At 57.6% G+C, this 22,125-nt stretch carries 21 protein-coding genes; 6 read left to right on the top strand and 15 right to left on the bottom strand.

From position 1 onward, the window contains the following. Positions 1 to 82: 82 nt before the first annotated feature. Both G3M63_RS09285 and G3M63_RS09280 read right to left on the bottom strand, forming a co-directional pair. Positions 83 to 721 carry a response regulator transcription factor gene (locus G3M63_RS09285; protein ID WP_163982789.1) on the bottom strand — a complete coding sequence of 213 codons (639 nt, stop codon included), beginning with the start codon at positions 719 to 721 and terminating at the stop codon, positions 83 to 85. 20 nt (positions 722 to 741) lie between these two features. After that, complete coding sequence (locus G3M63_RS09280) at positions 742 to 2,169, bottom strand: PAS domain S-box protein (RefSeq protein WP_163984234.1); 1,428 nt, start codon at positions 2,167 to 2,169, stop codon at positions 742 to 744. Positions 2,170 to 2,377: 208 nt separating this feature from the next. Here G3M63_RS09280 and G3M63_RS09275 point away from each other — a divergent pair, with 208 nt between their 5' ends. The 3 genes from G3M63_RS09275 (at position 2,378) to G3M63_RS09265 (ending at position 6,397) form a co-directional block, all read left to right on the top strand. Continuing rightward, positions 2,378 to 3,997 carry an acyl-CoA synthetase gene (locus tag G3M63_RS09275; protein ID WP_163982787.1) on the top strand — a complete coding sequence of 540 codons (1,620 nt, stop codon included), beginning with the start codon at positions 2,378 to 2,380 and terminating at the stop codon, positions 3,995 to 3,997. A gap of 77 nt (positions 3,998 to 4,074) precedes the next feature. Continuing rightward, the gene (locus tag G3M63_RS09270) at positions 4,075 to 5,478 is read left to right on the top strand and encodes a solute carrier family 23 protein (RefSeq protein ID WP_163982785.1); all 1,404 of its coding nucleotides are present in this window, start codon (positions 4,075 to 4,077) and stop codon (positions 5,476 to 5,478) included. Between the two features lie 49 nt (positions 5,479 to 5,527). After that, positions 5,528 to 6,397, top strand: coding sequence for an MBL fold metallo-hydrolase (locus tag G3M63_RS09265; RefSeq protein WP_163982783.1), 870 nt, complete (start codon positions 5,528 to 5,530; stop codon positions 6,395 to 6,397). Positions 6,398 to 6,446: 49 nt separating this feature from the next. Here the strand turns inward: G3M63_RS09265 and G3M63_RS09260 are convergent, their stop codons facing one another. Beyond that, positions 6,447 to 7,319 (bottom strand): cache domain-containing protein, encoded by an 873-nt coding sequence (locus G3M63_RS09260; RefSeq protein ID WP_256669991.1) that lies wholly within the window; start codon positions 7,317 to 7,319, stop codon positions 6,447 to 6,449. 277 nt (positions 7,320 to 7,596) lie between these two features. Between G3M63_RS09260 and G3M63_RS09255 the strand changes: the two genes are divergently transcribed. From G3M63_RS09255 to G3M63_RS09245, 3 genes are read left to right on the top strand one after another with little or no spacing between them, the layout of a single operon-like run. Beyond that, the gene (locus G3M63_RS09255; RefSeq protein ID WP_163982781.1) at positions 7,597 to 8,784 is read left to right on the top strand and encodes an acetyl-CoA C-acyltransferase family protein; all 1,188 of its coding nucleotides are present in this window, start codon (positions 7,597 to 7,599) and stop codon (positions 8,782 to 8,784) included. A 26-nt stretch (positions 8,785 to 8,810) separates the two neighbouring features. Further along, positions 8,811 to 9,665: a 3-hydroxybutyryl-CoA dehydrogenase gene (locus G3M63_RS09250; RefSeq protein ID WP_163984232.1), complete on the top strand. Its 855-nt coding sequence runs from the start codon at positions 8,811 to 8,813 to the stop codon at positions 9,663 to 9,665. Positions 9,666 to 9,675: 10 nt separating this feature from the next. Continuing rightward, positions 9,676 to 10,458, top strand: a complete 783-nt coding sequence (locus G3M63_RS09245; RefSeq protein WP_218573678.1) for an enoyl-CoA hydratase/isomerase family protein — start codon at positions 9,676 to 9,678, stop codon at positions 10,456 to 10,458. 17 nt (positions 10,459 to 10,475) lie between these two features. On the opposite strand, the gene G3M63_RS09240 is transcribed toward G3M63_RS09245, so the two are convergent. The 12 genes from G3M63_RS09240 to G3M63_RS09185 form a co-directional block, all read right to left on the bottom strand. Next, positions 10,476 to 11,378, bottom strand: a complete 903-nt coding sequence (locus G3M63_RS09240) for a DMT family transporter (RefSeq protein ID WP_218573677.1) — start codon at positions 11,376 to 11,378, stop codon at positions 10,476 to 10,478. After that, the gene (locus G3M63_RS09235; protein ID WP_163982779.1) at positions 11,368 to 12,333 is read right to left on the bottom strand and encodes a PDR/VanB family oxidoreductase; all 966 of its coding nucleotides are present in this window, start codon (positions 12,331 to 12,333) and stop codon (positions 11,368 to 11,370) included. Before G3M63_RS09235 ends, G3M63_RS09240 begins: the two co-directional genes overlap by 11 nt. Before the next feature lie 19 nt (positions 12,334 to 12,352). Continuing rightward, on the bottom strand, positions 12,353 to 13,990 hold the full coding sequence (locus tag G3M63_RS09230) for an AMP-binding protein (protein WP_163982777.1): 1,638 nt from the start codon (positions 13,988 to 13,990) through the stop codon (positions 12,353 to 12,355). Positions 13,991 to 14,009: 19 nt separating this feature from the next. Next, positions 14,010 to 15,101 (bottom strand): acyl-CoA dehydrogenase family protein, encoded by a 1,092-nt coding sequence (locus G3M63_RS09225; protein ID WP_163982776.1) that lies wholly within the window; start codon positions 15,099 to 15,101, stop codon positions 14,010 to 14,012. Continuing rightward, on the bottom strand, positions 15,098 to 16,294 hold the full coding sequence (locus tag G3M63_RS09220) for an acyl-CoA dehydrogenase family protein (RefSeq protein WP_163982774.1): 1,197 nt from the start codon (positions 16,292 to 16,294) through the stop codon (positions 15,098 to 15,100). Before G3M63_RS09220 ends, G3M63_RS09225 begins: the two co-directional genes overlap by 4 nt. Positions 16,295 to 16,356: 62 nt before the next feature. Next, the gene (locus tag G3M63_RS09215; RefSeq protein ID WP_163982772.1) at positions 16,357 to 17,751 is read right to left on the bottom strand and encodes a Rieske 2Fe-2S domain-containing protein; all 1,395 of its coding nucleotides are present in this window, start codon (positions 17,749 to 17,751) and stop codon (positions 16,357 to 16,359) included. 40 nt (positions 17,752 to 17,791) lie between these two features. Next, positions 17,792 to 18,940: a thiolase family protein gene (locus tag G3M63_RS09210; protein WP_178100961.1), complete on the bottom strand. Its 1,149-nt coding sequence runs from the start codon at positions 18,938 to 18,940 to the stop codon at positions 17,792 to 17,794. Then, positions 18,940 to 19,389: a Zn-ribbon domain-containing OB-fold protein gene (locus G3M63_RS09205; RefSeq protein ID WP_150300756.1), complete on the bottom strand. Its 450-nt coding sequence runs from the start codon at positions 19,387 to 19,389 to the stop codon at positions 18,940 to 18,942. Before G3M63_RS09205 ends, G3M63_RS09210 begins: the two co-directional genes overlap by 1 nt. Positions 19,390 to 19,475: 86 nt before the next feature. Continuing rightward, the gene (locus tag G3M63_RS09200; protein ID WP_163982770.1) at positions 19,476 to 20,198 is read right to left on the bottom strand and encodes a TetR/AcrR family transcriptional regulator; all 723 of its coding nucleotides are present in this window, start codon (positions 20,196 to 20,198) and stop codon (positions 19,476 to 19,478) included. A 111-nt stretch (positions 20,199 to 20,309) separates the two neighbouring features. Next, positions 20,310 to 21,086 carry an SDR family NAD(P)-dependent oxidoreductase gene (locus G3M63_RS09195; protein WP_150300754.1) on the bottom strand — a complete coding sequence of 259 codons (777 nt, stop codon included), beginning with the start codon at positions 21,084 to 21,086 and terminating at the stop codon, positions 20,310 to 20,312. A gap of 30 nt (positions 21,087 to 21,116) precedes the next feature. Then, positions 21,117 to 21,878, bottom strand: a complete 762-nt coding sequence (locus G3M63_RS09190) for a 2-oxo acid dehydrogenase subunit E2 (protein WP_150300753.1) — start codon at positions 21,876 to 21,878, stop codon at positions 21,117 to 21,119. Continuing rightward, complete coding sequence (locus tag G3M63_RS09185) at positions 21,878 to 22,108, bottom strand: biotin/lipoyl-containing protein (RefSeq protein WP_150300752.1); 231 nt, start codon at positions 22,106 to 22,108, stop codon at positions 21,878 to 21,880. The genes G3M63_RS09190 and G3M63_RS09185 overlap by 1 nt, the downstream gene beginning before the upstream one ends. Positions 22,109 to 22,125 lie beyond the last annotated feature (17 nt).

The raw sequence follows: 22,125 nt of genomic DNA, 5'->3' as shown, positions 1-22,125 counted from the left end.
CGCTTTCGCTGAAATCCCATACCCTCTCCGCGTTGCCGTCGGCGGGAGCTGAAGTCGCCGCTCCTGCCCTTGCTGTCCCGCATTACAACGCTTGCAGACTGAAAGCGTCGACCAACCCCACGCCGATTGCCATGCCTACCAGAGCCGGTAAACTGCCTGCCTGCATGCGCTTCATGACTCTGGACCGATACAGATCGACGGTTTTCACACTGACACCCAATTGCTCGGCTATCTCACGGTTGTTGTTGCCCTGCACGAGCGGCAGAAGAATATCGCGTTCGCGGGGAGTCAGACTGTCCAGTCGGGAGCGCACCTCATCCAGCGCTCGAGGATTGCGGTCGACCGGAAAAAGGCTGAGCGCACGCTGCACGCTATCGAGTAACAGCTGCTCGTTATAAGGTTTTTCGATGAAGTCGACGGCGCCGCTGCGAAAAGCCCGTACCACCAGCGGCACATCAGCATGGCCGCTGACGAAAATCACCGGTAATTCGATACCGCGTTCGCGCATGGCCTCCTGTGCAGCAAGCCCGCCCATACCGGGCATACGGACATCGAGCAATACACAAGCTGGCACATGCGGATCGCAGGCTTCAAGAAAAGCACGGCCGCTAGTGAAAGGCACACCTTGCAGACCGACCGATTCGAGCAACCAGAGCGTGGAATCAAGCAATCCCTGGTCATCATCCACCACGTAAACGACTTGCTGTGGCGTCCCGGGCATTGCTTTTCTCCTTGAATGGCTTATCTGTTTTCTGCGGCCGGCAGCCAGCAATAAAGCCGCAGCCCGCCTGAATCAGCGAGCTCGGCACTCAGCCCACCGCCAAAGTCCTCCACGATACCGCGACTCATCGACAGACCCAAGCCCAGCCCCTCAGCCTTGCTGGTGTAAAACGGCGTGAACATTTTCTCAAGCTGATCAGCGGTCGCGCCCGGGCCTTCGTCCACGACTTCAATCTCGACCTTTGCCGCCGCAACGCCCAGTCTGAGCGTGATCAGCGAGGCGCTGTCCGGATGGTTTTCCCGGTTTGCCTCAATCGCATTACGCAGCAGATTGAGCATGACCTGTTCGAGAAGGATCGGATCGACGTACACATCCGGCAAGCCGTCCGGAATCTGCTCAGCTATATGTACCTGATGCTGGCTCGCCTCCCAGGCGCACAAACGTACGGCGTCCTGCGCCAGCGCCGCAAGGTTTATCCGCTGGACCTTGCGCGGCCCCTTGCGCAGGAAGGCCCTCAAGCGCTTGATCACTTTGGAGGCGTGATCAGCATGCCCAGCGATGCGCTCCAGTCCCTGGCGCACCTTTTCCTGGCGGCCATCGATATGGCCCAGACCTGCGAGATAGCGCTGGCTGGCCCCGGCGTAATTCATGATCGCAGCTAGCGGCTGGTTCATTTCGTGCGCAATGCCCGACGCCAGTTCACCCAGAGTCGCCAGCCGTGCGGCATGCGCCAGCTCGTCCTGCAAACGCCGGTTGCTTTCCTCTGTACGCATGCGCTCGGTGATATCCCGCGAGACGCTGACCATCTCGACTACCCGGCCCGTGTAGGTTTCGCGTATAGCCCGGCTGGCGGTTTCGAACCACAGGTAATGGCCCTGCTGGTGCCGGATACGATAGGTAGCGGTGAGGTAGCCCTCCTGCTCCAGTTCGTCCCGGTAGCGCTTGAGCAAGCGCTCGCTTTCCAGCGGATGAAACATCGCCTGGATAGGGGTGCCACGTAGTTGCTCCGGCCAGTACCCCAGCAAGGTCCAGGACGCAGGCGAAGCGTCCAGGAAACGCCCGTCTGGTGTGTGTCGCGAAATCAGATCGGTGGTGTTCTCGATTATTAGCCGATAAAGGCGGCTGGCGACGGTTGCATCCTGTTGTTGGCGCAACCGCTCTGTGGCGTCCTGCCCCCGCGCCAGCACCAGCTGAACGCTGGCGATGGGAATGAATGTCCAGAGCAGAAACCGGCCATCCGCCGCCTGCGCTTCGACCTCTGGAATGGCGCGTTGCTGGCTCAGACACGCACGTGCGAGATGGAGAAAATTGGGCGGCAACGGTTCAGTCGGCTGGCCAATGCCAGACAGATCCCGCATCGCAGGATTCAGAGCCTGAACGCCACCATCATTATCCAGCACGACAGCTGGTTGAGGGTCGCTTTCCAAGATCCACGCAGCGGCGTCGATGCCTGGGGAGCGATCACTCGTTGCCCGTTGCGACTTGTTCTTCCTCACACGGCACCCTTTTTGACGAAGGTATAGTATTTATACTATAAAACCATAGTCATATTTCCATACTCTATGGGGATAACTATAAATAACCCCATAGCCTCTGGTAAGTGCACTTGCGCTTTACCAGACCCTAGAGCTAACAACATCGCCGCAGGTGGGAATCATGTCTATCTTTCAGGAAGGTCTTTCGCAAAGCCCGGTCAATCACGTTGCGCTCACGCCGCTGAGTTTCATTGAACGTACCGCCAACGTCTACCCCGACTACCCGGCGATTATCCATGGCGCCATCCGCCGCACCTGGAGCGAGACCTACCAACGCTGCCGCCGTCTGGCTTCGGCCCTGACCAATCGTGGCGTGGGCGCAGGGGATACCGTAGCGGTGATGCTGCCGAACATACCGGCGATGGTTGAGGCACATTTTGCCATTCCCATGTCCGGTGCCGTGCTCAACACCCTGAACGTGCGTCTGGACGCTGAAGCCATCGCCTTCATGCTGAATCACGGCGAAGCCCGCGTACTGATCACCGACCGCGAATTCCATGCCGTTATCCGCGAAGCCCTTGAGCTGATCGACCGGCCCATCCTGGTCGTGGATGTCGACGACCCGGAATACGGTGAAGGTGAAGCCGTAAGCGAACTGGATTACGAAGCCTTCCTCGCCGAGGGTGACCCCGAATTTGCCTGGCACTGGCCGAACGATGAATGGCAGGCGATCTCGCTCAACTACACCTCCGGCACCACAGGCAACCCCAAAGGCGTGGTGTATCACCACCGCGGCGCCTATCTGAATGCCATGGGCAACCAGATGACCTGGAGCATGGGCCAACACCCTGTCTATCTATGGACCCTGCCGATGTTCCACTGCAACGGTTGGTGTCACCCCTGGACGATCACAGCCCTGGCCGGGGTTCACGTATGCCTGCGCCGGGTTGATCCGCAGAAAATCCTCAATCTGATCCACGAGCACGGCGTGACCCACATGAGCGGCGCGCCAATCGTGCTCAACGCCCTGGTCAACATGCCTGAAAGCGCCAAGGCCGCGATCGATCATCCGGTCAAGGCGCAGGTGGCCGGGGCAGCGCCACCGGCCAAGGTCATCGGTGCGGTTGAAGCCATGGGCATCGAAGTCATGCACGTGTACGGGCTGACCGAGGTCTATGGCCCGGTAACCGTATGCGCCTGGCACGACGCCTGGGACGAGCTGCCGCTGGAACAACGTGCCCAGCTCAAATCCCGCCAGGGCGTGCGCTATCCCACCCTTGAAGGGGTGATGGTGGCCGACCCGGTTGGGATGAAGCCGGTCCCCGCGGATGGTGAGACCATCGGTGAAATCTTCATGCGTGGCAACACGGTAATGAAAGGCTACCTGAAGAACCCCGAGGCGACCGCCGAAGCCTTCGAAGGCGGCTGGTTCCACACTGGCGACCTCGCCGTGTGCCATCCCAACGGCTACATCGAGATCAAGGACCGGCTCAAGGACATCATTATTTCCGGCGGCGAGAACATCTCGACCATCGAGGTGGAAGACACGCTCTACAAGCACCCGGCCGTTATGGAAGCTGCCGTGGTCGCACGACCGGATGAGAAATGGGGTGAAACGCCCTGTGCCTACATAACGCTCAAGAGCGGTCAGCAGACTGACGAAGCCAGTGTCATGGAGTTTTGCAGACAGCATCTGGCGGCGTTCAAGGTGCCTAAGACTGTGGTCTTCACCGACCTGCCTAAAACATCCACCGGCAAGATCCAGAAGTTTGTATTGCGCGACTGGGCGAAGGCGATCTGAGCCCGGCTTTCCAACGTTTCAGATTTCCAACTCAACAACAATAAGCAGCCGTCCACGGGCGGCTGACGGAGGTCAGTATGCAACTCTACAAGCGCGCCGACGGCGCTGAGCAACCCTTCTGGGCCTGCGGTCCGTTCAAGATCCGGCTACCGTTCATTCACTATCGCTGGGAAACCGCCGAGATGATGCAGGCACTGATCATGTTCGTGGTCAGTCTCGGCATGATCCCGCTGCTGGAAAAGTACCTCGGCCTGCCCTATGACGTGGCGCTCGCCTACGTGGTTGTATGCGGCGTAGGCTTCATGTTGCCGGCGCTGCTCGGCGTGCCGATGGTGCCCGGCTGGATCACCCCTGCGATTCCAGTGGTACTGTTGTTTCTGAGTGATTTCGAACCTGGCCCCGAGGCCATCCAGGCACTGTTCGCGTTGCAGTTCCTGGTATTCCTGATCTTCCTGATATTGGGCGTGACCCGACTCGGCAGCGTGATGGTGCGCATCGTGCCAAACTCGATGAAGGGCGGCATCATTATCGGCGCGGGTATCGCTGCACTGATGGGCGAGATATCCAGCGGTGGACGCCTGGCCAATACGCCGATTTCGCTGGTGCTGGGTAGCCTGATCTGCCTGTACCTGATGTTCTCGGTATCCTTCAAGGGACTCACCGAGCGCGTGCCAATGATGCGCAAGATCGTCAATTACGGCATGGTGCCCGGGATGCTGGTAGCCATCATCGTCGGCATCGCGGTTGGCGAATACAAGATGCCCGACGTGCGCTGGGGCATCACCCAACCGGCGTTTGGCGAAATCTGGAACTACCTGCCGTTCAATGTCGGCTTTCCGGATCCAGAGATATTCCTGTACGCGGTTCCCACCGCTGTTATCGCCTACATCATCGCCTTCGGTGACATCATCGTTGGTCAATCGCTGATGCAACGTGCCGACGAGCTGCGCCCGGACGAGGTGATCGAGAACAACATCGACCGCGCGCACATCGTCACCGCCCTGCGCAACGGCCTGCACGCCTTCTTCGCACCCTACCCCGGCCTCGCAGGTCCGATCTGGACCGCTGTCGCTGCCACCATGGCCGAGCGTTACAAGTACGGTCGCAAAGCGATGGACTCCATCTATAGCGGCGCAGGCACCTTCTGGATTACCGGTTTTCTCGCGCTGTTCATGTTGCCGCTGGTGAGTTTCTTCCAGCCGGTTCTGCCCATCGCTCTATCGCTGACGCTGATCCTCACGGGTTATATCTGCTTGATGGTCGGCTTTGAACAGCTCAACAACAACACCGAGCGCGGCGTGGCCGGCACCATGGGTGTCGTGCTGGCGGTGTACGGCGCAGGCTGGGGACTGGCGGCGGGTGCCGTACTGTATCTGCTCCTTGAACGCACCCATGTCCTGCGCTTTCGCAGTGTGCATAACACCGATGCCGACACCAGCGAGCCTGCGGTCGACACGACTGCAGTCCGCGATACCCCATGATCACAGCTGCCAGGCTTAGCCTGGCAGCTGTCAGCAAAGGAGAATATCTGTGCGCAGCTTTACCACTATTGAGGGCAACAGCCAGCGTCTGGACGGCGGCGCCATGTTCGGCAACGCACCCAAGGCACTCTGGTCGCGTTGGGTCGAGACGGACGAAGCCAACCGCATACGGCTGAGCTGCCGCGCCATGCTGGTGCAGGAAGACGATCGCAATATTCTGGTAGAGACTGGCATCGGCGCTTTCTTCGAGCCCAAGCTCAAGGAGCGCTATGGTGTGGTGGAGTCCGGCCACGTGCTGCTCGATAGCCTGGCAGCGGCCGGCCTGCGCCATGAAGACATTGACGTGGTGGTGCTCACGCACATGCATTTCGATCACGCGGGCGGCCTGCTATCGGAATGGGATGCCAACAAGCCACTGCAACTGCTGTTTCCCAACGCCACCTTCGTCACCGGACAGCGTCACTGGTGCCGTGCCAAGCGCCCACATCCGCGCGATCAGGCATCGTTCATCCCCGAGCTTCTGACAATGATGGAAGACAGCGGCCGACTGGAACTGATCAACGATGGCGACCAGTCTCAAACGCTTGGCCCTGACTGGCGCTTTCGTTTCAGCGACGGCCATACCCCGGGGCTGATGATCCCCGAGTTCGATATGCCAGACGGCCCGGTGGTATTCCCAGGCGACCTGATTCCCGGCGCGCCCTGGGTAAACCTGCCCATCACCATGGGTTACGACCGGTTTCCGGAAGGCCTGATCGAGGAAAAAGAAGCCCTGCTCGACTATCTGGTTGCCGCAAAAGGCCGACTGGTTTTTACCCACGATCCACAGGTGGCGGTAGCTCGGGTGGAACGAGATGAAACCAGCGGCAAGTACAGTGTGTGCCAGCAGCTGAGTGCTGCCAGCGGAATGACTCGGTAGCACGTTACCGTTGGCCGCCTGCGCTCGAACGAACGCAGGCCGCGCGGCGCTACTCTGCAGCCTTGCTGCCTGGCTCGTAATACCCCACCACTACCAGATAATCACCGACCTTCCGCGCATGGGCGTGCTTGCTCTCGATGTCGCCGCTGATCGGGTGCTTCCACTGGTAGCTGAATTCCGCAGTATCGGACTTGGCGATCTTGTCTACCGCTTCCTTTCCGAAGGGCTTGCCGGTGGTATCAGTCAATTGACTGAAGTCGCGGCCTACCAGTCGAAGATTGGAGCCATGGGCAACAAAACGATTGTTCTCAAGTTCCACCACAAAAACATACAGGTCATCCTTGTAGAACCTTGAATCAAGCGCATTGACTGCCTTGAAGGTTTCTCGCGGATCCGCACGTACAGCCTCTACTGCCGTGTCCAGCAACTTCAGGGCATCTTCAGCGCTCGCTCGGGGCTGGTAATAGCCCACCACAAAGATCTTGTCCTCGACCCGCTGATAATACACGTGCTTGGTAATTTCGCGCCCGGCGGTCTCCCACCCGCTCCAGGGGTATTCCCCTTCGTGAATGGTGTCGGACTCCGGCCTGCTTAGTGCGTCCTCGAATTTTTTCTTCAGATCATCGTCGACCGCGTTGTAAATATCCCGGCCGGTCAACATGACCGACGGCCCGCCGCTGGCCAGCATGATGCCGTTGGTGTTCACCACGTAGACGTAGAGGTTGTCCTTGACGAAGGGCCCCTGCCTGCTGAAAACGGCCAGGGCCTTATCCCCGTTTTCCTTGTAGTACTCGACCGCCTCGGTGAGGAGTTCGCGGGCGGCTTCGGCATCCTGGGACTCTGATTCAGCCTGTAAATGGACCGGCAATACCAGCCCAGCGATAAGTACCATGAAAAACACGCATATTTCTTTTCTAAGCATTTAGCTCTCCTTACCGCCAAGTGTCGTTTTGTTTTTTTCTTTTGCAAGCCATACCGATCAACTCAATGCACGTGCCCGAGGAAATGACCATTTAAAAACATTTTGATTTGTTTTATTGTAAAGGTTAATCTGATATGGATCTGAGGGCAAGCTATTGCTCTGCCGCTCTGCAGGACGCGCCGCGTTTTAGCCTTGGGTCACTGGATCTCCTTCATTTCAGCTGACCCTTTTTTACAAGTAAAAGCCTGCCTCGTCGGGCATTCAAAGAGATATATCCATGGCACAACGTCAGATCTACGTCGTGAGCGCAGCCCGCACCGCCATAGGCACCTTCGGCGGTTCCCTGAAAGACCAACCGCTGAGCAGCATTGCCACCGTCGCCGTCAACGCAACACTACAACGCTCGGGTGTCAGTCCCGACGCCATCGACCACGTGGTCATGGGCAATGTGATTCCCACTGAGCCACGCGATGCTTATCTGAGCCGCGTGGCGGCAATGGACTCCGGCATTCCCAAGGAAACCCCGGCGTTCAACGTCAACCGACTCTGCGGTTCCGGCCTGCAGGCAATCATTTCGGCTGCCCAGTCCATTCTGCTGGGCGACGCCGAAATTGCGATCGGTGGCGGTGCGGAAAGCATGAGCCGCGGCCCCTTTATACTGCCCGGTATGCGCTGGGGTGCCCGTCTCGGCGACAGCCAGGCCGTCGACTATATGAACGGCATCCTGCACGACCCCTGGCAGCGCATCCATATGGGTGTCACCGCCGAGAACGTTGCCAAGCGTTATAACATCAGCCGCGAAGCGCAGGATGAGCTGGCGCTGGAAAGCCAACGTCGCGCTGCGCGGGCCACCGCCAAGGGCTACTTCAAGAACCAGATCGTCCCGGTGGAGATCAAGACCCGCAAGGGCGTGATTCAATTCGACACCGATGAACATATTCGCGCGGAAGCCAGCCAAGAGCAGCTCGGAGCCATGAAACCTATATTCATCAAAGAGAATGGCACCGTTACGCCAGGCAACGCATCAGGCCTTAATGACGGCGCCTCCGCTCTGGTTCTGGCTGAAGAGCAGGCAGTGAAACAACACAACCTGGTGCCTATGGCGCGCCTGGTGGGTTACGCGCACGCGGGTGTCGAACCGGATTACATGGGCATAGGCCCGATTCCCGCTACCCGCCTGGTGTTAAAGCGCACCGGCATCAGCCTGGCGGAAATCGATGTGATCGAAGCCAACGAAGCGTTCGCCGCCCAGGCCTGCGCGGTCATTCAGGAGCTGGGGTTCAATCCTGAGATCGTTAACCCGAACGGCTCAGGCATATCCCTTGGCCATCCAGTCGGCGCCACCGGCGCCATCATCAGCACCAAGGCGATCTACGAATTGCACCGCACCGGGGGCCGCTACGCGCTGGTAACCATGTGTATTGGTGGTGGTCAGGGTATTGCCGCGATTTTCGAACGAGTGTGAAGCCAGCCATGCAAGAGCAAACAACCATGCAGATCAATACAGTAGGCGTTATCGGCGCCGGCACTATGGGAAATGGCATCGCTCAGATTTGCGCCAGCGCAGGTCTGAAAGTTGTCCTGGTAGACATCGCGGACGCCGCGCTGGACAGAGCCATGTCAACTATCGACGCCAGTCTCGACAAGCTGATCCGAAAGGAAAGCATCACCGACAGCGATAAACAGCAGACGCTGGGCAACATTCACACCGCTACCGATTTGCAGGCCCTGGCGGGCGCTGATCTGGTGATAGAAGCGGCCTCCGAGTCCGAGCAGGTGAAGCTGTCGCTGATCCGTCAGGTGGATGAGATTGTGTCTGCTGAAGCGATCATTGCCAGCAATACCTCATCCATCTCCATCACCCGACTGGCCGCAGCGAGCAGCCGCCCACAACGCTTCATTGGTATGCACTTCTTCAATCCCGTGCCAGTCATGGCGCTGGTCGAGCTGATCCGGGGCCTGCAGACAGATGACAGGACTCATGAAGCCGCTCGCGCCTTTGCCGAGACCGTTCACAAGACCGCCATCAGCGTGCGCAACCACGCAGGCTTTGCGGCCAACCGCATCCTTGTACCGATGATCAACGAAGCAGTCTTCGTCCTGCAGGAAGGCATCGCCAGCGCCGAGGATATCGACATGGGCATGCGCCTGGGCTGCAGCCATCCCATCGGGCCGCTGGCACTGGCGGATCTGATCGGCCTGGATACGCTGCTGGCGGTGATGGACGTGCTTTACACAAGCTTCAACGACAGCAAATACCGCCCCGCTCCGCTTTTGCGGGAGATGGTCGAGGCAGGTTATCTGGGTCGCAAGAGCGGTCGCGGCTTCTACCGGTATCCGGCGTGAAGGTGCGGACATGACCCAGAGAGAATCCATTATGCCCAGCTCGCCTTTGAAGACTGAACGCAACGGTGCCCTGCTGCATCTGCGCTTCAATCGACCCGGCTCGCTCAATGCGATAGACAGCGCCATGGCCAGCGTCTTTCAGCAGTCTGTGGAACAGGCGGTGGCAGATCCCTACATCCGAGTCATTGTGCTGAGCGGCGAAGGTCGCTCATTCATGGCCGGCGGTGACATCGCCCAATTCGCGGCGGATCCCGACAGCATTCCCGATAGCTTGATTGAACCTATGAATCAGGCTATCGAGCTGCTCAGCAGCTGCGACAAGATCGTGCTCGGCAGTGTGCAGGGCCCGATCGCTGGCGCCGGCATGAGCCTGGCCCTGGCATGTGATCTGCTGATTGCAGCGGACACTACCCGCTTCAGCTTTGCCTATACGGCGCTGGGCGTCAGTGGCGATCTGGGCATCACCTGGACGCTTCCGAGACAGCTCGGCCTGCGCCGCGCCATGTCAGTTGCACTGTTGGGAGAGACCATCAAAGCGGAAGAAGCTCTGGCGCTGGATCTGGTCAACCAGCTGGTGCCGGCTGACCATCTGGAAGACCGAACTGAGGAATTGGGCCAGCGCTTGTGCAGGCTGCCTGCACTGGCCGCAGGCAACATCAAGCGGTTGCTGCGCAGCGGCCTGGAGCAGGATCTGGTGAGCCAGCTGGCAGCGGAAAAGCAAGCCTTCAGTCAATGTATAGCGCATCCGGACTTCAACGATGCAGTGCAGGGGTTCCTGACCAAGCGCAACTGATTCTGCTCCGCTTAACCTCAACCGGTGACCGTCTCCACAGAGGCGGCCTGCCGTTGGTGCAACAACAGCCCCAAACCAATCAATATGGCGCCCCACCACACTTCAGGTGGCAGCTCTTCGGCATTGAATACCCTGCCCACCACCAGTGCCAATACTGGAGTGATCACGAGAATCAGCGCGACACTGGCCGACTCCATATTCCGCACGATGAAGTAATACAGCGCGAAACCGAGCACCGAACCGAGCACCCCGAGATATACGATCGACAAGCTGCTACGCAGGCTGAAGGAGTCCGGCCAGAGCGCGCCATCCAGCCACCAGGCCAGGGTGAACAGCGGAGCCGCCACCAGCAGAGCGCCAGTCGTTGTGGCCAGAGGGTGGCTGTCATCGTTGATGACCTTGAGCCCGACTAGTGACGCGGAGTTACATAACACGCCTAACAGCAACGCCATTACCCCGGCCGCAAAGCCCGGCTGCATTACCAGCGTGCCATCGAGAAAGATCAACGCCAGCCCAGCCAAACCCATCAGCATGCCCGCCAATCTGAGGGGAGTAAAAGCCCGCTCTTGCAGCCACCAGGCGGCCAGCAGGCTGGTCACCAGCGGCGAGGTGCCGAAGATAACCGACATCAGTCCTGATTCGATTCGGGTCGATGCCCAATAAACGCAAAACATGGCCAGGAAAAGCCCAAGCCCCGCGCACGCATAACTGCTTAACGCACGCCGATGTAGCGCCAGAGGTATCCGCCAAAGCGCCAGCACAAGCGATGCGCAGCCCAGTGCGAGCACCATGCGCAACATGGCAGCCAGGCTGAAGCCACTGTCCACAGCGCCCCATTGAATGGCCAGCGGTGTGGTAGCCCAGATAACGACTACCACACCGTAGGCAACCGACAGATGCATTGCCGGCTTAGAGGTCAAGTATCAGCCGCTTGCTGACAGATCTCGAGCAGCACGGAGTAAACCAGCCTTCGTCGTCACGTTCCGAGTCGCTGAGCACCTGATCCCGGTGGTCCGGCGTGCCTTCAAGTACCCGGGTAATGCACGCGCCGCAGATGCCTTGCTCACAGGAGGTCATTATCTCAACCCCTGCCTCGGCCAGGACAGAGACGATCGTTTCATTTTCACCGACCTGATAAACCTGGCCACTGCTGGCGACCCGCACTTCAAAGGTCTCGTCATCAGTTGTATCTACTGGCTTGGCACTGAAGAACTCGAAATGAATGCGCTCTTCGGGCCAGCCCTGCGACCGGGCAGTCGAGGTGACAAAGTCGATATAGCCGCTCGGACCACATACATAAAGATGGCAATCTTCACCTGCCGCCTGAAGTACCGTAGGCAGATCGAGCTTCTGGTCTGCCGGGCCATCGTCGTAGTGAAAGTGCACTCTGCGCGCGAATGTGGACTCGCGGATGCGATCCAGGAAAGCCATGCGCTCTTCACTGCGCGAGGAATAATGCATATTGAAATCAGCATCGATTTTCGCCAGTCGCTCGGCCATACAGAGGATCGGGGTGACGCCAATGCCACCAGCGAGCAATAACGACTTGTGAGCATTGTGCGCCAGCGGAAAATGGTTTCGCGGAAGGCTGATGCGGATGACCTGCCCCTCCTGTAGCTCATCATGCACGGCGATAGAGCCACCTCGTGATGCAGGATCGCGGAGCACGCCGATCACGTATCGATGGTCCTCTGCGGAATCGTTGCAAAGCGAGTATTGGCGAACGAGGCCTGGGCGTATCTCTACATCAATATGTGAACCAGCACTGAAGCCGGGCAGCTTGCTGCCATCAGTAGGCGCTAGCTCCAGGGACGTGATATCCAGTGCTTCCATGGTTTTTCGGGCAATACGGACATTAATGGAGGCAGTATCCATGGAGAGATTCCATTTGTTATCAAGCGGCGCTGTTTTCCAGGCGCTGGCGGATATCCGCGCGCAACTGGTCTTTTCTGATCTTTCCCGAAGCTGTTCGGGGAAAATCGTCCACTACTATCAATTGTTCGGGAATCTTTTGTCGGGCGACACCGGCGCTCAGCACGTTCTGGACCATATCGTTCAACGTTAGCTGCGCACCCTCGCGCAAGATAACATAGGCACACAGGGTTTCACCCAGACGCGCATGCGGCATGGAAACAACCGCAGCCTCATCTATTTTCGGTACTTGGTGCAGAATATCTTCCACCTCCTTGGCACTGATTTTTTCACCCCCGCGATTGATCAGGTCCTTCTTGCGCCCGGTGATAACGATGGCATTACCCTGTACCACTTTGCCCAGGTCGCCGGTGGCGAAATAACCCTCTGCATCAAAGCTGACAGCCGTCTGCTGCGCATCTGCATATCCAAGAAACATCGCCGGACCACGAATCATCAACTCGCCTTCACTCCCTTCGGTCAGGGTTCGGCCCTCTTCGTCGATCACCTTGACGTCATAGTCCATGATCTCGCCATCCGTCGTCGCCGCCAGTTCAAGCTGATCCTCACCAACGAAGCCCAGGGTGACCAACGGCACTTCGCTAGAACCGAAAACCCTGAATGCGCGGCACTGTTCAAGCACTTCGCCAGCCTTGTAGATCAACGCTGGAGGTACCTCTGCTCCGCCACAGGCAAAGGCGCGTAGCGACGGCAAACCACGGCCATGCTTTTCTGCTTGAGCCAATAGCTCATGCAGGAACGGCGTCGCGCCCAGGCTTACAGTGACCTGCTCCCGATCGATGACTCCCAGCGCCTCCTCGGCATCCCAACGGTCCATGAACACAGTCCGGGCAGGCAGGTAGAACGGAAGCTCCAGAGCACTGATACCTGTAATATGAGTTACTGGAGATGCCATCAATAGAATTCCATCGCCCCCGCTGACCCAGTGTTCAAAACTACGCTTGATCCGGATCGGGCCGGAGTTGTGCGAGTGCAACACAGCCTTGGGCTTGCCAGTGGTGCCCGATGTATAAAGAACCAGCTTCACCGAGTTGGCATCCACGTCAGGCAGATCAGTTGCTCCGCCGCCCTCAACTAGCAGGCTCGCGTAATCATCTTTTACCGGTTGCTCGCCTCGCACCCGGCAGAACACCTTTAGAGCAGGCAATTCGGCAGCCAGACGCTGCATCATCTCCGCGTAATCGAATCCGCGGTAAACCGATGGGAAGAATGCGGCCTTCACCCCCGCATCGGCCAGCATGAAAGCGACTTCGGCATTGCGATAGATCGGTACAACAGGAACTATCACCAACCCCAGCAGGCTGGCGGCAAGGTCAACCACCGCCGTTTCACGCCAGTTGGGCAGCTGGAAGCTGATAGCATCGCCCTGAACCAACCCCCGACGTTGCAGCGCACCTGCCAGAAGGAAGGCGTCGTCCAGCAGCCCGCCTATCTCGCAGGGTTGTCCGTCAAATACATGGGTGATGCGCGTAGGGTCCTCGGCCACTATGTCCTGGGCCATGTCGGCTATGGTCTTGCCTACCCACTCACCACTTCTGGCATACCGATCAATCGTTTGCGGATCCAGACGAACAGTCCAGCCGCTGATATCTTTTTGCATTTTTTTACTCCAGGATCAGTCAGGCGGCGCCCAGGCTGCTTTCAACAAAACGCGAAAAATGATGATCGCGTCCGCCTAGTAGATTGTTGAGCAACATAATCCGGCGGTAGTAATGGCTGACATTGAGCTCTTCGGTAATCCCCAAGCCGCCATGCATTTGCACGGCTTCATTGGCTACCTGCCGTGCTGCTTGACTGATATAGGCTCGAGCGCCACTGACGATGCGCGACCGTTCGGCAGCGGGCTGGCTGATTGCCCGCTCTGCAGCGCGGGTCAGCGCGAACGCCTCCTGTCGCAGCAAATACAGATTTGCCATGCGGTGCTGCAGCGCCTGATTGGTTGCCAACGGCCTGCCAAATTGTGTGCGCACCTTCAGATAGTCATTGGTGGTGTTCACCAACGCGTCGATCATCCCGCAGGCTTCCGCGCACAGCGCAACATTGGCTTCATCCAGTAGCAATTCGATATGTTCTTCGATGCTCAAACCATTCGCAGGACTGTTCAGCAACTCCACTTCGGCGTTGTCCAGCACCACCCTGGCTGCGCCCCTGCCATCCAGCAGCCGGCAAGGACTACGGTGTACGCCGGAGGCAGAGGCATTGACCAATCCCAGCTTCAATTCACCGCTACCGTTGCGTACCGTCACCAGGAATCCATGTGCGGCATCGCCATGCATCATCAGGTCCAGCCGGCCGCTTAGCCGGTTATTTTTCTCCACCAGACAGTCGTCAGCATGCTCCAGCGAACAACTGAACAGCATTTGACCGGAACCCAAACCCTGCAGTAAGCGCTCACGCTGCCCAGCATCGCCCAGCCGGGCCACCAGCGTGGTAGACAGGATGCCGCTGACCAGGAATGGTTCCTGCATCAAATATTTCCCAACCACCTCCATCAAGGCACCGACTGACGTGGCATCCCCATCCAGGCCACCCATATCTTCCGGCAGGCGTAGAGTCAGAAAGCCGAACTCGGCCAGATCGCTCCACACCTTTACATTGAATCCTGTGGATTCCTTCAGCATGCCTAGCCGGTCATTAAAGGCATAATTATCCGCTGCGTACCGCTCAAGGCTGTCGCGCAGCATGCCAATGGTTTCAAGATCAGTTGTCATAGGCCGAGCACCACCTTGGCGATAATGTTGCGTTGCACTTCGGATGAACCGCCAAAGATGGTATTGGCGCGGTTGTAGAAGTGTTCCTTGAGGATGCCGCCGGTATCTTCCGGCCCTAAGGGCGGTAGCCCATCAGCCGTGTGCAATGCATTGGGGTCGAACACCATAGCCGCCTCCCCCATTGCATCCAGCAACGCATCCGTGACCTCCTGATACAGCTCAGTGCCCCGAATCTTGACCAACGAGGCCTCGCCACCATTATCCCGCTCTTCAAGCATTGCCATCACCGCATCATAAGAGGCTGCTTCGAGTGCGAGAAAACGCAACTCGAATTCGCCGATACGATTGCGCATGAGCGGCTGATTGATTAACGGTTCGCCACCCATGTGGACTTCGCGGGCGTGCCGCGTCAGGCGATCTAGAACATGTCTCGCCTGGCCTACGGTGGCACCAGCGGTGCGTTCGTTCTTCAACAGGAACTTGGCGTACGTCCAGCCGGCCCCTTCCTCGCCGACCAGGTTTTTTACCGGCACGCGGACGTCTTCCAGCCAGACTTCATTAACATGGTGATAGCCGTCCATGGTGCTGATCGGCTTCACCGTTACACCCTCGCTACGCATATCAATCAATAAAAAGGAAATACCACTCTGAGGTTTACCTTCGGTATCAGTGCGTACCAGGCAGAACAACCAGTCCGCCCATTGAGCGTAGGTGGTCCAGACCTTCTGACCATTGACGACATAGTGATCACCATCACGAATGGCACGGGTACGCAGGCCAGCCAGATCAGACCCGGCGTTCGGTTCAGAGTAACCTTGCGCCCAGAATTCTTCGGTTTTCGCTATGCCCGGCAGAAACCGCAGCTTCTGCTCGTCACTCCCAAAACTGTAAATAACCGGGCCCACATATTTGACGCCTAAAGGTATGACCCAGGGGCACCCCAGCCTGGCCAACTCGTCTTCGAATACGAAGCGCTCAAGCAATGACCACTCCTGGCCACCATGCTCCTTCGGCCAGTGGCCAACAGCCCAGCCCTTCTGATCCAGTAACTGCATCCATTGCAGGTAGTCCCGCTTGCCCAGCACCTGGTGCCGGTGTGATTTCTCACGCAGCCCAGGTGGCATTTCGTTGCGGTAAAAATGCCTTACCGCCTCACGCAGCTGATGTGCCTTGTCCAATTCGCTATTGTTCATTCTCGAGCCCGGCCGTTTGCTACTAAAAATAACCCGCCCTTGATTCCAGGCGGGGCACGCCGCTACTTATCTAATCCCAGGTATTTATCCAGTGTCAGATGATGGTGGCGGATACGGCTTTCCTGGTAGCTCGCCAGGGTTACCTTGCCTTTCTTCGATGCCTTAAACCCTTTGGTCATCGCGTCCAGGTTAGTCAGATCCTGATCGAAAATTTTCCCTAGGGCGCCAAGCTCAGGGGCTTGGGAGAAACCGAAATCATCCGGCAGGCTGGTCAAACGGGCACCCGCAGGACATGGCTCGCCTTCCTTATGGCGACCAAGCAGCCATATGTCGAAGATGCAGCTTTCGTGGTTATCGCCGTCAGGGATAGCGCGATAGACGATGTTGCCGAAGTAACCGGCCCACACCTGTGTATTGGGGAAAATCGAATACAGGATGGCGTCCTGTAATTCCGCAAGAGTCGCCTGGGACAAGTCATCACCGGACGCCTCGGAGAACATCTGACGATTCATCTCGCCGATATACTCGCGGGCGGTCATTCCCTCCGGCAGCACGTGACGACTGCTGTCCGCATCGGCCATGCGCCCGGATTCCTCCAGGATGTCGTGAAGTACCAACGCCTGATCTACGTCGTTCAGGTTCGAGCTTGTGACAGCCATCGGTGTAACACTGCGGCTGATGTTGTCGCCGTACATGTCATATTGGCTATCAATGTCGCCGGTAAAGGTCATGATCTGGGGATGCGTCGCCCGGGTGTGCATGGATTCCAGGAAGGCTTCCTGAGCAACCTTCCAGTTGCAGGGCATCCGTCGCTGCACATGGGCAACCGAGACAGAACGCTCCATGCTGTAATCCTGGAAATGCTCAGGCATTACGTCCAGGTGCTCTTCAAGCGAGGGCGCATCCGGATCAGGATTGATGAAGACAAAGCCGGCCCAGGTAGCCACCTTGACTTCCGGCAGCTTCATTTCACAGGGATCGACATGCTCGAAATCCCACTTGGTCGGCAGGCTCTTGAACTCACCTTGCAAATCCCAGGTGAAGCCATGGTAGGGACAGCGCAACTGGTTTACCGCACCGCTGCTCATGCGTAATGCTCGCCCCCGGTGCAGGCACGAGTTGTGGAAGCCACGAATGACACCGTCCTGACCGCGCATGATGATGATCGACGCATTGACTATGTCGTACACCACATGGTCGCCCGGCTTCTGTATATCTTCCGCACGGCAGACCATTTGCCATGCCTTGGTCCATAGTTTCTCGGCTTCCAGTTCATGAAACCAGCGCGCGCTGTAGCGCTCGATTGGCAGATCCTCATTCGTGAATCCCGGAAAACTGGAATCCAGGCGCTCAGGGACTGGGACTTTCTCCTGTTTCAGGAGCTCCTGGAACATATTGGGGTTGCCCACTTCTTCGGGGGGAAGAACGGTAAACTTCGCTTGTTTCAAGTTGCTCATACTGACGCCCTCATTATTTTTATAAGCGCTGCTGCAGGTACTACGGCGCTTCGAGAATAGTTACTGCGCTGACGCCTGGTGCGCCATACACATGGGTGTAACCGAGCCGTGGTGCGCCCGGGACCTGACGTGCTCCTGCCTGCTGACGAAGCTGCAGGCACACCTCAATCACCTGTCGCAGACCCGATGCACCTACCGGCTCACCGTTGGCCAGACAACCGCCATCGGTATTCACTGGCAGTCGCCCATCGATATTTGTCTCGCCCTGGCGTAACAGGTATTCCTGCTCGCCGTGCTCACAAAAGCCGTTTTCCGCCAGGTGAATGATTTCCGAGCCGCTGTCCGTATCCTGCAACTGGATGACATTGATATCTTCCGGGCCGACTCCAGCCTCCTCATACGCAGCGCGCGAAGCCGTCACCGTGGGCGCCGGCGCGGCCTCTGCCGCCAGCGACGGGCTGAACACTTCAAAGGAGCCATGGTGTCGAGTGCGCATCACCGCCGCCCGCACCAGTACCGGGCGATCGGTATAGCGATGCGCCTCGCTGGCCCGACACAACACAAGTGCAGCGCCACCCTCGGCGGGGTTGCAGAACATGTACTTGCGCAGCGGAAGATTGACCGGCATTGACTCGGCTATCTCTTCGTAGCTGAGCGCCCGTTGACGCCAGGCGTGGGGCGTCAACGCGCCATTCTGAAATGCCCGCTGCGCAATCCTGACCAGAGCGTCCTCGGAGATGCCATGTTCATGGAGATAACGCTGTGTTTTCAGCGCAAAGAACTGGGTGGTGAGCATGAGCCCTGTTTCGCCGTACCAGTCTTCCAGGCCCCAATCCGCTGGACGCGGATTGAAAGCACCGCGCGGATGCTTATCAAAACCCACCGCAACGCCAATATCTGACATACCCGAGCGCAACGCCGCAACCACGCTGGCGAGCGCGCTGCCGCCTGTGGCACAGCCGTTAGCCACATTGACGAAGGGCAAGCCGGTCAGACCAAGATGGTTACTGAGCGCATCGGCGTTGCCTGCGTCCTGGCTACCGCCATAGGCGACACCCACTTGATCCCAGCTCACGCCCGCATCCTTCAATGCTTCGCGCACGGCATGCGCGCCCTGAACCTGACCTGAGACACCGTCAGTGCGGCCGAAACGGTGCATACCCACACCGATAATTGCGATGTCTTCCATCAGACGGACTCCTCGGTCGGGTTGGACGGAGTGAAGGCGAAGGTACGCAAAACAGCATCTGCGCTTTTGCCGTAGTCAGCTTCCACCAGATGCATTGGCATCCCGATGGTTAATTTGGTCGGATCGGAAATCGTGAGACGGCTCTCTATCCTGATGCCGCTGGGCATCTCGATATAGCCAACGCCATAAGCTTCGAAGTCTTCCGGCGCCTCGCCGCCGTTATAAGGCGACTTGGGCTGAAATGCCTGCACCGTCCAGGACCATAGCGTTCCCTGTGACCCGAGCTCGCAGACGGCCATCTGACTGCCACAACAACGAGTGCAGCTATCGGTTGCAGGAAAGTAGTATTCGTGGCAGGTCACGCAACGGCTCCCTAACAGAACCAGCCCCTGCTCACTCGTATTCAGAAGATGGCGAGTCGCATGGTGAACAGAAACGTTGTCATTCATCTTATTCAGCCCTGTTTTAAACCATCATGATTGTTTTTAATATAACCAAAGCCAGATAGCAACCCTGGCTCGCATATCAAGAAAGTTTATTTCGCTATAGCGAGGGAAGACTCGCGCTTGGAAAGCAGCTCATCAAACTGGCCCAGCGCAGTGCGTGCCAGCAATTCATGCAGCCGGTGCAAACGATCGCCAGTCAGATAAGGCGCCGGGTTCAAAGCGACCCCCTGCAGCGAATGCATGATCAAGTCTCGCAAAACTTCCCCTGCTTCTTTCATGTCAGGATCAGCCCATACGGGAAAGCGTGCCATCATGCTCGCGGAGATCCGTTGATCCAGCGCGCTTTCGAGCGGACTCATGATGTCATTGAGCAGTTCATTGGTCCTGGCGCCGCGGATCAACTCATGAAACGCCAGAAACGATGGCTTCATGTAATACGCCTGCAGCGCAGCGAGCGTTTCGCGCATGCTTTCCACCGTCGGAAAGCTCCCCGTCTTCAGCGTCACAGCCTGTATCGCCTCGTCATACTCACGGGCCCGAATATCAGTAATGTGTTCTGCTGCAGCGGCGAAGACGTCGGCCCGCGATTTGAAGTGATGGGTCATAGCGCCCCGAGAAACCCCCGCCTGTTTAGCGATTTTCTCGGTAGTCGTCTGGGTATATCCAATCTCGACCAGACATTGCATGGTCGCATTGAGGATATGCAAACGCATCAAGTGGCTCTTTTCTGCCTGCCAACCGGCCCCATCCGAGGCGGAATAGCGAGCGGGCCTACGACTCGTGCGTTTTTCAAGCGTATTTTGATTTGCCATTTAGACTCCGTGGGCCTTTTTGACTCCGTAGCGAAACAGTTCAGGCGAATGCCTCATATTCTACATCAAAAAGATCATCATGTTTGTTTTAAAACATAGGCACATTAGCGCTCACGTAAGCCGTACCGAGTGGCCCGCGTCAACGGTCAATACGCTGCCCGTTATGTAAGACCCTGCCTCGCTGGCTAATAACAGCAGCGGACCGTTAAGCTCATCGTGCCGCCCAAGTCGCTTGATAGGCAGTGAGGCAATTTCTCGTTTACCCGCTTCAGACTCATAGAAAGGGTTCGTCATCTCGCTCGGGAAATAGCCGGGAGCAATCGCATTGACGCGGATCCCGTAGGGCATCAGATCAAGCGCCATATACTGCGTCATGGACATGACCGCAGCCTTGGTGGTTCCGTAATTGAGGAACTGCGGTCGGGCCAGATGCCCAAGGATGGAAGCGATATTTATGATAGTGCCAGGCTTGCCCGCAGCAATAAGCCGCTTGGCCATTTCCTGCGCGACGTAGAATGGACCGGACAGGTTTGCATCCACCAGGGAGGTCCATTGCTCGCGGCTCATTTCCTCGAACGGAGCAGGGTTGGACAGTCCCGCGTTATTAATCAGTATATCAATGGGCCCTAATTGTTCCTGCACAACATTAAAAGCGGCATGTATGCTCGCCGTATTGGTGACATCCATGCTCAGAGCGATTGCCTTCCCACCGTCAGCAACAATCTCCGTCGCCACGTTTTCAACCGGGTCCAGGCGTCTGCCTACGCAAACAATGGAAGCCCCCGCTTGTGCCAATATCCGCGCAAAATGTGCACCGAGCCCCGACCCCGCACCGGTGACCAGCGCAACACGGTCATGCAAGTAAAACTGATCAACGATATTTTTCATTATTAGTGTCCTTATTAGACTCAACCGGTGCTATATCAGCAGCTCTGGTTGGACAAGCTGATCCGCGAAGAAGCGGCAGAAGCGGGCGGCATCGGCACCGTTGATAACCCGATGGTCATAACTCAGGGATAGCGGGATGAACCGACGAGTTACTATTTCGTCCTCCTCCATGACCAAGCGTTCGAATTCGCGGGTTATCCCGAGGATCGCCAACTCAGGTGCATTGATAATGGGCGTGAAGGAGGTGCCGCCAATGGAGCCGAGCGAGCTGATTGTCATGCAACCACCGGACATCTCGTTAATCGGCAGACCCTTGGTTCGAGCCTTCATTGCCTTTTCATTTAATTCATTCTGTAAATCGGCCACCGTTTTCCGGTCGGCGTCCCGAATCACCGGAACCAGCAACCCCTTCTCCGTCTCGACCGCTATGCCCACGTGATAATATTTCTTCAACACCACCTGCTTGCCCCCAGTGGCAAGTGATGCATTGAAAATCGGAAACTCCTTCAACGAATTGACCAGCGCCTTGATCAAGAACGGGAGCGGTGTGAGCTTGCAGCCAATTTCTGCTCCATAAGCACGGCGAAAAGCGTTTAGTTTTTCAGTCGGTGCTTCATCGTTGTGGGTCACGTGAGGAATGTGGGCCCAATTACGGCCCAGAAAAGCACCCGCATATTGTTGATGGCGAGATAGCTCTGCCCGCTCAACCTCACCAAATTGTGTGAAGTCCACTTCAGGCATGGGCGGTAAATTAGCCGGCCAGGCGGAGATATTGCTATCGTTGCCGCTCATCAGACCAGCTCTCCGATCACGGTTCCCACTTCGTAACTCTCGCCAGCTTCTTGCAGGATGCGCAGCGTGCCGTCAGCTGGGGCTTCAATCTCCTGCATCGATTTCTCGCTTTCGATGGCATAAAGCGGATCACCCTTGGACACGGCCGCTCCGTCCGCGACCAGCCACTCGGCCAGCAGCGCCTCGTTTACAGAAAAACCCAACTTGGGAAGAAGAATTTCGGTAGCCATAAGATCATTCCATTCTG

It is taken from the genome of Pseudomonas sp. OIL-1 (assembly GCF_010669185.1).
Classification (GTDB): Bacteria; Pseudomonadota; Gammaproteobacteria; order Pseudomonadales; family Pseudomonadaceae; genus Halopseudomonas; species Halopseudomonas profundi.
This window is presented reverse-complemented; position numbering and strand designations above follow the sequence as displayed.